The following is a 13,234-nucleotide window of genomic DNA, read 5'->3' on the forward strand; positions in this document are numbered from 1 at the left end:
GACGTGGAGACGTGGAGCGGAGCACCCGGTGACAGAGTCGACCATCATCTATACGCACACTGACGAGGCCCCCGCCCTGGCGACGTACTCGTTCCTGCCCGTGGTCCAGGCGTACGCCTCGACGGCCGGCGTCCGAGTGGAGACGCGGGACATCTCGCTGGCCGGCCGCATCATCTCCCAGTTCCCGGAGTACCTCGCCGAGGACCAGCGGATCGATGACGCCCTCGCCGAGCTCGGCGACCTGGCGAAGACCCCTGAGGCCAACATCATCAAGCTGCCGAACATCTCGGCGTCGATCCCGCAGCTCAAGGCCGCCGTCGCCGAGCTCCAGGGCCAGGGCTACGCGCTGCCGGACTACCCGGACGACCCGAAGACCGACGAGGAGCGCGAGATCCGCGCCCGCTACGACAAGGTCAAGGGCAGCGCCGTCAACCCGGTCCTGCGTGAGGGCAACTCCGACCGCCGCGCCCCCGCCTCGGTCAAGAACTACGCCAAGGCGCACCCGCACCGCATGGGTGCCTGGTCGGCCGAGTCCAAGACCAATGTCGCGACCATGGGCCAGAACGACTTCCGCTCCACCGAGAAGTCCACGGTGATCGCGGAGCAGGGCACCCTGCGCATCGAGCACGTCGCCGCCGACGGCGCCGTCACCGTGCTGCGCGAGTCCGTACCGGTCCTGGCCGGCGAGGTCGTCGACGCGTCCGTCATGCGCGTCGCCGCCCTGCGTACCTTCCTCTCCGAGCAGGTCGCCCGCGCCAAGGACGAGGGCGTGCTGTTCTCCGTGCACCTCAAGGCCACGATGATGAAGGTCTCCGACCCGATCGTCTTCGGTCACGTCGTGCGCGCCTTCTTCCCGCAGACCTTCGAGAAGTACGGCGAGGCGCTGATCGCCGCCGGTCTGTCCCCCAACGACGGCCTCGGCACGATCCTCAAGGGCCTGGACGGCGTGCCTCACCTGGGCGCCGAGATCAAGGCCTCCTTCGAGGCCGAGCTCGCCGAGGGCCCGGCCCTCGCGATGGTCGACTCCGACAAGGGCATCACCAACCTGCACGTGCCGTCCGACGTCATCGTCGACGCCTCCATGCCGGCCATGATCCGCACCTCGGGCCACATGTGGGGCGCGGACGGCCAGGAGCACGACACGCTCGCGGTCCTGCCGGACAGCTCCTACTCCGGTGTGTACCAGGCCGTCATCGAGGACTGCCGTGCCCACGGCGCCTTCGACCCGTCGACCATGGGCTCGGTCCCGAACGTCGGTCTGATGGCGCAGAAGGCCGAGGAGTACGGCTCCCACGACAAGACCTTCGAGATCGCCGCGGCCGGCACCGTCCGCCTCGTCGACGCCGCCGGCAACACCGTCCTGGAGCAGGAGGTCGCCGAGGGCGACATCTTCCGCGCCTGCCAGACCAAGGACCTGCCGATCCAGGACTGGGTCAAGCTCGCCGTCACCCGCGCCCGCGCCACCGGCGACCCGGCCGTCTTCTGGCTGGACGAGGGCCGCGCCCACGACGCCGTCCTGATCGAGAAGGTCAAGACGTACCTCGCCGAGCACGACACCGAAGGTCTGCGGATCGAGATCCTGTCCCCGGTCGAGGCGACGAAGTTCTCCCTGGAGCGCATCCGCCGCGGCGAGAACACCATCTCGGTCACCGGCAACGTCCTGCGTGACTACCTCACCGACCTGTTCCCGATCCTGGAGCTGGGCACCAGCGCCAAGATGCTGTCGGTCGTCCCGCTGATGAACGGCGGCGGTCTCTTCGAGACGGGCGCCGGCGGCTCCGCCCCGAAGCACGTCCAGCAGCTGGTCAAGGAGAACTACCTGCGCTGGGACAGCCTCGGCGAGTTCCTCGCGCTGGCCGTCTCCTTCGAGCACCTGGCGACCACCACGGGCAACGCCCGCGCCCAGGTCCTCGCCGACACCCTGGACCGCGCGACCGGCACCTTCCTCAACGAGGACAAGTCGCCGAGCCGCCGCCTCGGTGGCATCGACAACCGCGGCAGCCACTTCTACCTGGCGCTCTACTGGGCCCAGGAGCTGGCGAAGCAGACGGACGACGTCAAGCTCGCGGAGGCGTTCGCGCCGCTGGCCAAGACGCTCGCCGAGCAGGAGCAGACGATCGTCGACGAGCTGATCGCGGTCCAGGGCTCCCCGGCCGACATCGGTGGCTACTACCAGCCCGACGCCGTGAAGGCCTCGGCGGTCATGCGGCCGTCCGCGACGCTGAACCAGGCGCTGGCGTCCCTCGCCTGAATCGCCAGGTGATGGCATGATCTCCGCCCCGGACGGACTTCCCGTCCGACCGGGGCGGATTTCTTGTATTCCCTTGCATAAGACTTTTGCATAAAACTGCGGTACTGCGTATAGTCATGCCATCGACGAGGAGGGTTCGATGACGGTACGTGCAGCAGTGGCGGGAGCGAGCGGATACGCGGGCGGCGAAGTCCTGCGTCTTCTCCTGGGCCACCCCGGGGTCGAGATCGGCGCCCTGACCGGCTTCTCCAACGCGGGCCAGCGTTTCGGTTCCCTGCAACCCCACCTTCTGCCGCTGGCGGACCGTGTCCTCGAACCGACCACCGCCGAGGTCCTCGCCGGCCACGACGTGGTCTTCCTGGCACTCCCGCACGGCCAGTCCGCGGCCGTCGCCGAGCAGCTGGGCGAGGAGGTCCTCGTGGTCGACATGGGCGCCGACTTCCGGCTGAAGGACTCCGCCGACTGGGAGAAGTTCTACGGCTCCGAACACGCCGGCACCTGGCCGTACGGCCTTCCCGAACTGCCGGGCGCCCGCGCCGCGTTGGAGGGGTCCAAGCGCATCGCGGTGCCCGGTTGCTACCCCACTGCCGTCTCGCTCGCGCTGTTCCCGGCGTACGCGAACGGCCTGGTCGACACGGACGCCGTGATCGTCGCCGCCACCGGTACGTCCGGCGCCGGCAAGGCGCTCAAGCCGCATCTGCTGGGCTCGGAGGTCATGGGCTCGATGTCGCCGTACGGCGTCGGCGGCGGCCACCGCCACACCCCCGAGATGATCCAGAACCTCACCGGCGTCGCCGGCGAGCGGATCTCCGTCTCCTTCACGCCGACGCTCGCCCCGATGCCCCGCGGCATCCTCGCCACCTGCTCCGCCAAGGCGAAGCCGGGCGTGACCGCCGAGACGGTCCGGGCCGCGTACGAGAAGGCCTTCGCCGACGAACCGTTCGTGCACCTGTTGCCGGAGGGCCAGTGGCCGGCCACGGCGTCCGTCTACGGTTCGAACGCCGTCCAGATCCAGGTCGCCTACGACGAGTCGGCGCACCGCGTGATCGCGATCAGCGCGATCGACAACCTCACCAAGGGCACCGCCGGCGGCGCGGTGCAGAGCATGAACATCGCCCTCGGACTGCCCGAGGCAACGGGACTTTCCACGATTGGAGTTGCGCCGTGAGCGTGACCGCAGCGAAGGGGTTCACGGCGGCGGGTATCGCCGCCGGGATCAAGGAGAACGGCAACCCGGACCTGGCCCTCGTGGTCAACACCGGGCCCCGCCGTGCCGCCGCGGGTGTCTTCACCTCCAACCGCGTCAAGGCCGCCCCGGTCCTCTGGTCCGAGCAGGTCCTCAAGACCGGCGAGGTGTCCGCCGTCGTCCTCAACTCCGGTGGCGCCAACGCCTGCACCGGCCCGAAGGGCTTCCAGGACACCCACGCCACGGCCGAGAAGGTCGCGGAGGTCCTGAGCGGCAGCGGTCTGGAGATGGGCGCGGGTGAGGTCGCCGTCGCGTCGACCGGCCTCATCGGCGTCCTGCTGCCGATGGACAAGCTGCTGCCGGGGGTCGTGAAGGCCGCCGGTGAGCTCTCCGAGCACGGCGGCGAGAAGGCCGCCATCGCCATCAAGACCACCGACACCGTCCACAAGACCTCGGTCGTCACCAAGGACGGCTGGACGGTCGGTGGCATGGCCAAGGGCGCGGGCATGCTCGCCCCGGGTCTGGCCACCATGCTCGTCGTCCTCACCACCGACGCCGACGTCAGCGGCGCGGACCTGGACAAGGCGCTGCGTGGCGCGACCCGGGTCACCTTCGACCGGGTCGACTCCGACGGCTGCATGTCCACCAACGACACCGTCCTGCTGCTCGCCTCCGGCGCGGCCGGGGTCACGCCCGCCTACGAGGAGTTCGCCGAGGCCGTCCGCGAGGTCTGCGCCGATCTCGCCCGGCAGCTGATCGGCGACGCCGAGGGCGCCTCGAAGGACATCCGGATCGAGGTGGTCAACGCCGCCTCCGAGGACGACGCCGTCGAGGTCGGCCGCTCCATCGCCCGGAACAACCTGCTCAAGTGCGCCATCCACGGCGAGGACCCCAACTGGGGCCGGGTGCTCTCCGCCATCGGTACGACGAACGCCGCCTTCGACCCGGACCAGCTCAACGTCGCCATCAACGGCATCTGGGTCTGCAAGAACGGCTCCGTCGGTGAGGACCGCGACCTGGTCGACATGCGCTACCGGGAGGTCACGATCACCGCCGATCTCTCCGCCGGGTCCGAGACGGCCGTCATCTGGGCCAACGACCTCACCGCCGACTACGTCCACGAGAACAGCGCGTACTCCTCATGAGCCAGACCCGCAAACACACCGCCCTGCCCAAGGCGCAGACCCTGATCGAGGCGCTGCCCTGGCTCACCCGCCATCACGGCAAGACCGTCGTCATCAAGTTCGGCGGCAACGCCATGGTCGACGAAGAGCTGAAGGCCGCCTTCGCCCAGGACGTGGTCTTCCTGCGGCACGCCGGTCTCAAGCCGGTCGTCGTGCACGGCGGCGGCCCCCAGATCAGCGCCGCGCTCGACCGGCACGGCCTGGTCAGCGAGTTCAAGGCCGGCCTGCGGGTGACGACGCCCGAGGCGATGGACGTCGTACGGATGGTGCTGGCCGGGCAGGTCCAGCGCGAGCTGGTCGGGCTGCTCAACCAGCACGGCCCGTTCGCCGTCGGCCTCACCGGCGAGGACGCGCACACCATCACGGCCACCAAGCACCAGCCGGTCATCGAGGGCGAGCAGGTCGACATCGGCCGGGTCGGTGAGATCACCGCCATCGACACCGGCGCCATCGCGGCGCTCCTGGAGGACGGCCGGATCCCGGTCGTCTCCTCGATCGCCCGTTCCCAGGACGACGGACATGTCTACAACGTCAATGCTGATACGGCGGCTGCGGCACTCGCTGCGGCGCTTGGCGCGGAGACCCTGATGGTCCTCACGGACGTCGAGGGGCTCTACGAGGACTGGCCCAACAGCGACGAGGTGATCAGCCGCCTCACCGCGAGCCAGCTGGAGAAACTGCTCCCCGAGCTGTCCAGCGGCATGGTTCCGAAGATGGAGGGCTGTCTGCACGCCGTCCGCAACGGGGTCACCACCGCGCGCGTGATCGACGGACGGGTCCAGCACGCGATCCTGCTGGAGATCTTCACCGACGAGGGCATCGGCACGATGGTCGTACCGGACCAGCCCGGCCAACTGGGGGAATCATGAGCGGCAACCAGGAACTGACCCAGCGCTGGCAGGGCGCGCTGATGAACAACTACGGCACCCCGCGCCTCCCCCTGGTCCGCGGCGAGGGCTCCACGGTCTGGGACGCCGACGGGAACGCCTACCTCGACCTCGTCGGCGGCATCGCCGTCAACGCCCTCGGCCACGCCCACCCGGCCGTGGTGGAGGCCGTGTCGCGGCAGATCGCCTCACTGGGCCATGTCTCCAACCTGTTCGTCGCCGAACCTCCGGTCGCTCTCGCCGAGCGGCTGCTCCAGCTCTTCGGCCGCCCCGGCAAGGTCTTCTTCTGCAACTCCGGCGCCGAGGCCAACGAGGCCGCCTTCAAGATCGGCCGGCTCACCGGCCGCCGGCACATGGTCGCCACCGAAGGCGGCTTCCACGGCCGGACGATGGGCTCGCTCGCCCTGACCGGCCAGCCCGGAAAGCAGGAGCCCTTCCTGCCGCTGCCCGGTGACGTCACCCATGTCCCCTACGGGGACGGGGAGGCGCTGCGGGCCGCGGTCACCGAGGACACCGCGCTGGTCGTCATCGAGCCGATCCAGGGGGAGAACGGCGTCGTCGTGCCTCCGCCCGGCTATCTGACGGCCGCCCGCGAGATCACCCGCGCCACCGGCACCCTCCTCGTCCTGGACGAGGTGCAGACCGGCATCGGCCGGACCGGCCACTGGTTCGAGCACCAGGGTCACGAAGGTGTCGAACCCGACCTCGTCACCCTCGCCAAGGGCCTCGGCGGCGGTCTGCCGATCGGCGCCACCGTCGCCTTCGGCGCGGCTGCCGACCTGCTCGGGCCCGGCCACCACGGCACCACCTTCGGCGGCAACCCGGTCTCCTGCGCCGCCGGTCTTGCCGTTCTCGACACCCTCGCCGCCGACGGCGCCCTCGATGAGGTGAAGCGGCTCGGCGAGAAGCTGAGGAACGGAATCGAGGCGCTGAACCACCCTCTGGTCTCCCATGTCCGTGGCGCGGGCCTCCTGCTGGGTATCGTGCTCACCGAGCCCCGGGCGCCGCAGGTGCAGCAGGCGGCTCAGGGTGCCGGTGTCCTGGTGAACGCCCCCGCCCCCGATGTCGTACGGATCATGCCGCCGCTGATCATCGGCGACGCGGAGGTGGACGCCTTCCTCCAGGCGCTGCCCGGCATCCTCGACGAGAGCCACCGCGAAGGACGATCCGGAGAATGAGACGACGATGACCGACGCGCAGGACACCGAGCACGGCGGGCCGTCCGTTCCGCAGACCCGTACCGCGCGGCACCGCCGGATCGTGGACATCCTCAACCGGCAGCCGGTCCGCTCGCAGAGCCAGCTGGCCAAGCTGCTCGCGGACGACGGGCTGAGCGTCACCCAGGCGACGCTCTCCCGGGACCTGGACGAGCTGGGCGCGGTGAAGATCCGCAACACCGGCGGCGAGCTGATCTACGCGGTGCCGAGCGAGGGCGGATTCCGCACCCCGCAGGCCCCGCTCGGCGAGTCCGCCAAGGAGGAGCGCATGCGGCGCCTCTCAGGGGAGCTGCTGATCTCCGCCGAGGCCTCGGCCAACCTCGTGGTCCTGCGCACCCCGCCCGGGGCGGCCCAGTTCCTCGCGTCCGCCATCGACCAGGCGGAGCTCCACGACATCCTCGGCACCATCGCGGGCGACGACACCCTGCTGCTGATCTCCCGCGATCCGGTGGGCGGGCAGGCGCTCGCCGACCACCTGCTGCGCCTGGCGCAGAACGACCGCTCGACCAGCTGAGCACGTGAGCACGCAGCACCCCACGTAAGGGGCGGCCTCCTTGGAGGCCGCCCCTTACGTCGTCTCTGGGGAGGGGCCGCGTTGACAAAACATACGGAGGACTGCATAGTTATACCCATCAGTGAATGCACCGTAAGGAGAAACCCGTGACCGAGCGCGTCGTACTCGCCTACTCGGGCGGCCTGGACACCTCCGTCGCCATCGGCTGGATCGCCGAGGAGACGGGTGCCGAGGTCATCGCCGTTGCCGTGGACGTCGGCCAGGGCGGCGAGGACCTGGACGTCATCCGCAAGCGCGCGCTCGCCTGCGGTGCGGTGGAGGCCGAGGTCGCGGACGCCAAGGACGAGTTCGCCGACGAGTACTGCCTCCCGGCGATCAAGGCCAACGCCCTCTACATGGACCGCTACCCGCTGGTCTCGGCCCTCTCCCGGCCGACCATCGTCAAGCACCTCGTGGCCGCCGCCAAGAAGCACAACGCCGGCATCGTCGCCCACGGCTGCACGGGCAAGGGCAACGACCAGGTCCGCTTCGAGGCCGGCATCCAGGCCCTCGGCCCGGACCTCAAGTGCATCGCCCCGGTCCGTGACTACGCGATGACCCGGGACAAGGCGATCGCCTTCGCCGAGAAGGCGGACCTCCCGATCGCGACCACGAAGAAGTCCCCGTACTCCATCGACCAGAACGTCTTCGGCCGCGCCGTCGAGACCGGCTTCCTCGAGGACATCTGGAACGCGCCGATCGAGGACATCTACGAGTACACCCAGAACCCGGCCGCGGCCCGCGAGGCCGACGAGGTCGTCATCTCCTTCAAGGAGGGCGTCCCGGTCGCCATCGACGGCAAGCCGGTCACCGTCCTGCAGGCCATCCAGCAGCTCAACGAGCGCGCCGGAGCCCAGGGCATCGGCCGGATCGACATGGTCGAGGACCGTCTCGTCGGCATCAAGTCCCGTGAGGTCTACGAGGCCCCCGGCGCGATCGCCCTGATCACCGCCCACCAGGAGCTGGAGAACGTCACCGTCGAGCGCGAGCTGGCCCGCTACAAGCGGCAGGTCGAGCAGCGCTGGGGCGAGCTCGTCTACGACGGCCTGTGGTTCTCCCCGCTCAAGCGCGCCCTGGACGGCTTCATCAACGAGGCCAACCAGCACGTCACCGGCGACATCCGGATGACCCTGCACGGCGGCCGCGCCGTCGTCACCGGCCGGAAGTCCGACGAGTCGCTGTACGACTTCAACCTCGCCACCTACGACTCGGGCGACACCTTCGACCAGTCCAAGGCGCAGGGCTTCATCGACATCTTCGCCCTGTCGTCGAAGATCGCGGCACGGCGCGACCTCGCGTAACCCCCGGACGTTGAACCCACCGCCTCCCCGTTGTTCCCTGGCGGGGAGGCGGTCGCACATCCAAAGCCATGCAGTCTTGAGGAGCAGTAGCTGTGAGCAGCAACAACGGTGACGTCCGGCTCTGGGGCGGCCGGTTCGCCGACGGCCCGGCCGAGGCCCTCGCGAAGCTGTCCGCGTCGGTCCACTTCGACTGGCGGCTGGCGCCGTACGACATCGCCGGCTCCCGCGCCCACGCGCGCGTGCTCCACAAGGCGGGTCTGCTGACCGAGGACGAACTTACCCGCATGCTGGCCGGCCTCGACCAGCTGGAGGCCGACGTCGCCGACGGCTCGTTCACCGGCACCATCGCCGACGAGGACGTCCACACCGCCCTGGAGCGCGGTCTGCTGGAGCGGCTCGGCCCGGACCTCGGCGGCAAGCTGCGCGCCGGCCGGTCCCGCAACGACCAGGTCGCCACGCTCTTCCGGATGTACCTGCGCGACCACGCCCGGATCATCGGCGGTCTCATCGCCGACCTCCAGGACGCCCTGGTCGGCCTCGCCGAGGCGCACCCGGACGTCGCCATGCCCGGCCGTACGCACCTCCAGCACGCCCAGCCGGTCCTCTTCGCCCACCATGTGCTGGCGCATGTGCAGTCCCTGTCCCGGGACGCCGAGCGGCTGCGGCAGTGGGACACCCGCACCGCCGTCTCCCCGTACGGCTCCGGGGCGCTGGCCGGCTCCTCGCTGGGCCTCGACCCGGAGGCGGTCGCCGCCGACCTCGGTTTCGAGCGCGGCTCGGCCGGCAACTCCATCGACGGCACGGCCTCGCGGGACTTCGTCGCCGAGTTCGCCTTCATCACGGCGATGATCGGCGTGAACCTCTCGCGGATCGCGGAGGAGATCATCATCTGGAACACGAAGGAGTTCTCCTTCGTGACCCTGCACGACGCCTTCTCCACCGGCTCGTCGATCATGCCGCAGAAGAAGAACCCGGACATCGCCGAGCTGGCGCGCGGCAAGTCGGGACGGCTCATCGGCAATCTGACCGGTCTGCTCGCCACCCTGAAGGCGCTGCCGCTGGCCTACAACCGCGACCTCCAGGAGGACAAGGAGCCGGTCTTCGACTCCTGCGACCAGCTGGAGGTCCTGCTGCCCGCCTTCACCGGCATGATGGCGACGCTGACCGTCAACCGCGAGCGGATGGAGGAGCTCGCCCCGGCCGGTTTCTCCCTCGCCACCGACATCGCCGAATGGCTGGTCAAGCAGGGCGTTCCGTTCCGGGTCGCGCACGAGGTCGCCGGTGAGTGCGTCAAGGAGTGCGAGGCCCAGGGCATCGAGCTCGACGAGCTCACCGACGAGCAGTTCGCCAAGATCTCCGAGCATCTGACCCCGGAGGTCCGCACGGTCCTCAACGTTCCCGGCTCGCTCGCCTCCCGCAGCGGCCGTGGCGGCACGGCTCCCTCGGCCGTCGCCACCCAGCTGGTCGAGCTCAAGGCGGACCTGGTGATCCAGCACGCCTGGGCCGACGCCAAGAAGTAACCCCTGCTCCACCTACGGAAGGCCCCGCGAGGGGCCTTCCGTGCGTCTGGGGCCGGCTCGGTGCCGCAGCCAGTCGTATGTCATGCACTCGTCATTCCTGAGGCAGGCCTGGTGAGGCAGCTCAATATCGAATGAGACATCAGTGTCTCAATTGGTGTATGGTCGTCTCATGGCCATGGATCGTGAACAGGTGCTCCGCACCGCCGCCGCCCTCCTCGCCCGTAAGTCGACCGCGACGATGGACGAGGTCGCCCGCGCCGCCGGGATCGGGCGCGCCACCCTGCACCGGCACTTCGCCGGGCGGGACGCGCTCGTCAGGGCGCTGGAGGCGTACGGCATCCGGGAGTTCGAGGCCGCGCTCGACCGGGCGCGGCTCGACGAGGGCGGAGCGGGCGACGCGCTGCGGCGGCTGGTCGCGGAGAGTGAGTCCGTCGCGGAGCTCCTCGCCTTCCTCGTCACCGAGAACCAGCTCTTCGAGGGTGACCAGGTGAACGAAGGCTGGGCCCGGCTCGACGCCCGCGTCTCGGCCCTCTTCCGGCGCGGCCAGGAACAGGGCGAGTTCCGGATCGATCTCTCGCCGGTATGGCTCACCGAGGCCCTCTACGGGCTCCTCGGCAGCTGCGCCTGGGCCGTCATGGACGGCCGGGTCGCCAAGAACGACTTCCAATACATGATCGTCGAGCTGTTGCTCGGCGGAGCACGACGGAGTGTGGAGAAATGAGCAGCACTGTCCAGCGCACGAGCGGGACGGACGACGTGATGTACCGCCCCGGGCGCTGGCTCGCCCTCGCGGTACTCGTGCTGGCCGTCCTCCTGGTCGCGGTCGACGCCACCGTCCTCGGCCTCGCCACGCCCTTCCTGAGCGAGGACCTCAAGCCCACCGGCACCCAGCTGCTGTGGATCGGCGACGTCTACTCGTTCGTCATCGCGGGTCTGCTGGTCTCGATGGGCAGCCTCGGCGACCGTATCGGCCGTAAGAAGCTGCTGCTCACCGGCGCCGTCGCGTTCGGCGCGGTGTCCGTGCTCAACGCGTACGCCACCAGCCCCGAGATGATGATTCTCGCCCGGGCCCTGCTCGGTGTCGCCGGTGCGACGCTGATGCCGTCCACGCTGGCGCTGATCCGCAACATCTTCCACGACCCGAAGGAGCGCAGCCTCGCCATCGGCGTCTGGGGTGCGATGGCCTCGGCCGGCGCGGCCGTCGGCCCGGTCGTCGGCGGGTTCCTGCTCGAACACTTCTGGTGGGGCTCGGTCTTCCTCATCAACCTGCCCGTGATGGCGGTGCTCGTCCTCGTCGGCGTCAAGCTGCTGCCCGAGTCCAAGAACACGGTCACTGGCCCCTGGGACCTGCCCAGCGTCGGGCTCTCCCTCATCGGCATGATCGGCGTGGTCTACGCCGTCAAGGAGGCCGCGAGCCACGGCCTGGGCTGGGAGTCGGTCGCCGCCGCGGCCGTCGGCGCCGGCGCGCTGTACGGCTTCGTCCGCAGGCAGCTGACCCTGCCGACGCCCCTGCTCGACATGCGGCTCTTCCGCCACCGGGGCTTCTCCGGCGCCGTCCTGGCCGATCTGCTGACCATCCTCGGCCTGGCCGGCCTGGTCTTCTTCCTCAGCCAGTTCCTGCAATTGGTCCAGGGCAGGCCGCCGTTCGAGGCCGGTCTCGCCGAACTGCCCGCCGCGATCGGCGCGGTGGCGACCGGCCTGATCGCGGGCGTGGTCGCCCGGCGCTTCTCCGTACGGTCCGTGGTCGCCGGCGGGCTCGCCGCGGTGGGTCTCGCGCTCGCCACGATGACGCTGATCGACGCCTCCACCGGCTACCCGCTGCTCGGTGCGGCCCTGCTCGTCGTCGGCATCGGAGCGGGCTTCTCGTTCACCGTCACCGCCGACGTCATCCTCTCCAGCGTCCCCAAGGAGCAGGCCGGTTCCGCCTCCGCCGTCTCCGAGACCGCATACGAACTGGGCGCGGCGCTCGGCATCGCGCTACTGGGCTCCGTGGTGACCGGGGTCTACCGCGACTTCGTGACCCCGGACGGGGTCCCCGCCGGCGCCGCATCGGCCGCGCACGAGTCGCTGGGCGGAGCCGTGGAGGCGTCCCTCGCCCTGCCGCAGCAGCAGGGCGCGGCGCTGGTCACCGCGGCCCAGGAGGCGTTCGTCGACGGCCTGCGCCTGGCGGCCGGAGTCGGCGCGAGCGTCCTGCTCGCCGCCGCGATCGCCGCGTTCTTCCTGCTGAAGGGCCAGAAGCTGGCCGACGGCATCGAACACTGACGCCGCCACGCGCGCATGGGCCCCGGCCGGTCACTCCCGGCCGGGGCCCACGTCGTCGGTAAAGCCGCGGCGGCTACGCCGCCTCCTTCGCCTTGGTGGCGTACATGTCCACGTACTCCTGGCCGGACAGCCGCATCACCTCGGCCATCACCGAGTCCGTCACGGCCCGCAGCACATAGCGGTCCCGGTCCATCCCGTCGTACCGCGAGAACTCCATCGCCTCACCGAAGCGGACCGTCACCCGGCCCGGCCGCGGCAGGCCTGCCCCGCCCGGCTGGATCTTGTCCGTGCCGATCATCGCGAACGGCACGACCGGCGCCCCGGTCATCAGGGTCAGCCGCGCGATGCCCGTACGGCCCCGGTACAGCCGCCCGTCGGGGGAGCGGGTGCCCTCCGGGTAGATGGAGAAGATCTTGCCCTCCTCCAGCACCCGGCGGCCCGTCATCAGCGCCGCGACGCCGCCGTGGCCGCCGTCCCGGTCCACCGGGATCATGCCGACGCTGGTGAAGAACCAGGCCATCAGCCGGCCCTTGAGGCCCTTGCCGGTGACGTACTCGTCCTTGCCGATGAAGAAGACCTGACGGTCCAGGCAGATCGGCATGATCATCGAGTCGATGAAGGTGAGGTGGTTGCCCGCCAGGATGACCGGACCCGTCCCCGGAATGTTCTCCGCGCCCTCGACGCGGGGGCGGAACATCAAGCGCATGAGCGGTCCGAGCACTGCCTTGATGACGGCGAGTCGGGACAACGGTTCCTCCGGTGTCAGGGCGGCGGTATGGGTCTGTGCAGGTGAGGACGATACTCGTGGGTCGGATCCGCGCGCACATCGGGTTCACCGAGTGGATACACAGTGTTGACGTGAGTTTCCACGCC

At 70.0% G+C, this 13,234-nt stretch carries 11 protein-coding genes; 10 read left to right on the top strand and 1 reads right to left on the bottom strand.

The features are described 5' to 3' along the window. The first annotated feature begins 28 nt into the window (after positions 1–28). The 10 genes from ACZ7LT_RS28105 (at position 29) to ACZ7LT_RS28150 (ending at position 12,361) form a co-directional block, all read left to right on the top strand. Entirely contained in the window at positions 29–2,251 is a 2,223-nt protein-coding gene (locus ACZ7LT_RS28105; RefSeq protein ID WP_471238911.1) for an NADP-dependent isocitrate dehydrogenase, read from the top strand. Positions 2,252–2,390: 139 nt separating this feature from the next. Then, entirely contained in the window at positions 2,391–3,419 is a 1,029-nt protein-coding gene (gene argC / locus ACZ7LT_RS28110) for an N-acetyl-gamma-glutamyl-phosphate reductase (protein ID WP_471238912.1), read from the top strand. Continuing rightward, the gene (gene argJ, locus ACZ7LT_RS28115; RefSeq protein WP_471238913.1) at positions 3,416–4,582 is read left to right on the top strand and encodes a bifunctional glutamate N-acetyltransferase/amino-acid acetyltransferase ArgJ; all 1,167 of its coding nucleotides are present in this window, start codon (positions 3,416–3,418) and stop codon (positions 4,580–4,582) included. The genes argC and argJ overlap by 4 nt, the downstream gene beginning before the upstream one ends. Beyond that, a complete protein-coding gene (argB, locus tag ACZ7LT_RS28120; RefSeq protein WP_471238914.1) occupies positions 4,579–5,490 on the top strand; it encodes an acetylglutamate kinase in 912 nt (303 codons plus the stop codon). Before argJ ends, argB begins: the two co-directional genes overlap by 4 nt. Next, the gene (locus tag ACZ7LT_RS28125) at positions 5,487–6,686 is read left to right on the top strand and encodes an acetylornithine transaminase (RefSeq protein WP_471238915.1); all 1,200 of its coding nucleotides are present in this window, start codon (positions 5,487–5,489) and stop codon (positions 6,684–6,686) included. Before argB ends, ACZ7LT_RS28125 begins: the two co-directional genes overlap by 4 nt. 7 nt (positions 6,687–6,693) lie before the next feature. Next, on the top strand, positions 6,694–7,239 hold the full coding sequence (locus ACZ7LT_RS28130; RefSeq protein ID WP_471238916.1) for an arginine repressor: 546 nt from the start codon (positions 6,694–6,696) through the stop codon (positions 7,237–7,239). 146 nt (positions 7,240–7,385) lie between these two features. Further along, a complete protein-coding gene (locus tag ACZ7LT_RS28135; RefSeq protein ID WP_471238917.1) occupies positions 7,386–8,579 on the top strand; it encodes an argininosuccinate synthase in 1,194 nt (397 codons plus the stop codon). Between the two features lie 92 nt (positions 8,580–8,671). After that, positions 8,672–10,099 (top strand): argininosuccinate lyase, encoded by a 1,428-nt coding sequence (gene argH, locus ACZ7LT_RS28140; RefSeq protein WP_471238918.1) that lies wholly within the window; start codon positions 8,672–8,674, stop codon positions 10,097–10,099. Positions 10,100–10,268: 169 nt separating this feature from the next. Beyond that, entirely contained in the window at positions 10,269–10,820 is a 552-nt protein-coding gene (locus ACZ7LT_RS28145) for a TetR/AcrR family transcriptional regulator (protein ID WP_471238919.1), read from the top strand. Beyond that, positions 10,817–12,361 carry an MFS transporter gene (locus ACZ7LT_RS28150; RefSeq protein ID WP_471238920.1) on the top strand — a complete coding sequence of 515 codons (1,545 nt, stop codon included), beginning with the start codon at positions 10,817–10,819 and terminating at the stop codon, positions 12,359–12,361. Before ACZ7LT_RS28145 ends, ACZ7LT_RS28150 begins: the two co-directional genes overlap by 4 nt. 73 nt (positions 12,362–12,434) lie before the next feature. On the opposite strand, the gene ACZ7LT_RS28155 is transcribed toward ACZ7LT_RS28150, so the two are convergent. After that, positions 12,435–13,109 carry a lysophospholipid acyltransferase family protein gene (locus ACZ7LT_RS28155; RefSeq protein WP_019884912.1) on the bottom strand — a complete coding sequence of 225 codons (675 nt, stop codon included), beginning with the start codon at positions 13,107–13,109 and terminating at the stop codon, positions 12,435–12,437. Positions 13,110–13,234: the final 125 nt, after the last annotated feature.

The organism is Streptomyces sp. NPDC039465, from assembly GCF_055639315.1.

What these genes read in the sequence shown, in the direction of transcription:
- ACZ7LT_RS28145 (WP_471238919.1), top strand. Translation starts at nt 10,269, where the DNA reads ATGGCCATGGATCGTGAACAGGTGCTCCGCACCGCCGCCGCCCTCCTC.
- ACZ7LT_RS28130 (WP_471238916.1), top strand. Translation starts at nt 6,694, where the DNA reads ATGACCGACGCGCAGGACACCGAGCACGGCGGGCCGTCCGTTCCGCAG.
- ACZ7LT_RS28125 (WP_471238915.1), top strand. Translation starts at nt 5,487, where the DNA reads ATGAGCGGCAACCAGGAACTGACCCAGCGCTGGCAGGGCGCGCTGATG.
- ACZ7LT_RS28150 (WP_471238920.1), top strand. Translation starts at nt 10,817, where the DNA reads ATGAGCAGCACTGTCCAGCGCACGAGCGGGACGGACGACGTGATGTAC.
- argB (WP_471238914.1), top strand. Translation starts at nt 4,579, where the DNA reads ATGAGCCAGACCCGCAAACACACCGCCCTGCCCAAGGCGCAGACCCTG.
- argC (WP_471238912.1), top strand. Translation starts at nt 2,391, where the DNA reads ATGACGGTACGTGCAGCAGTGGCGGGAGCGAGCGGATACGCGGGCGGC.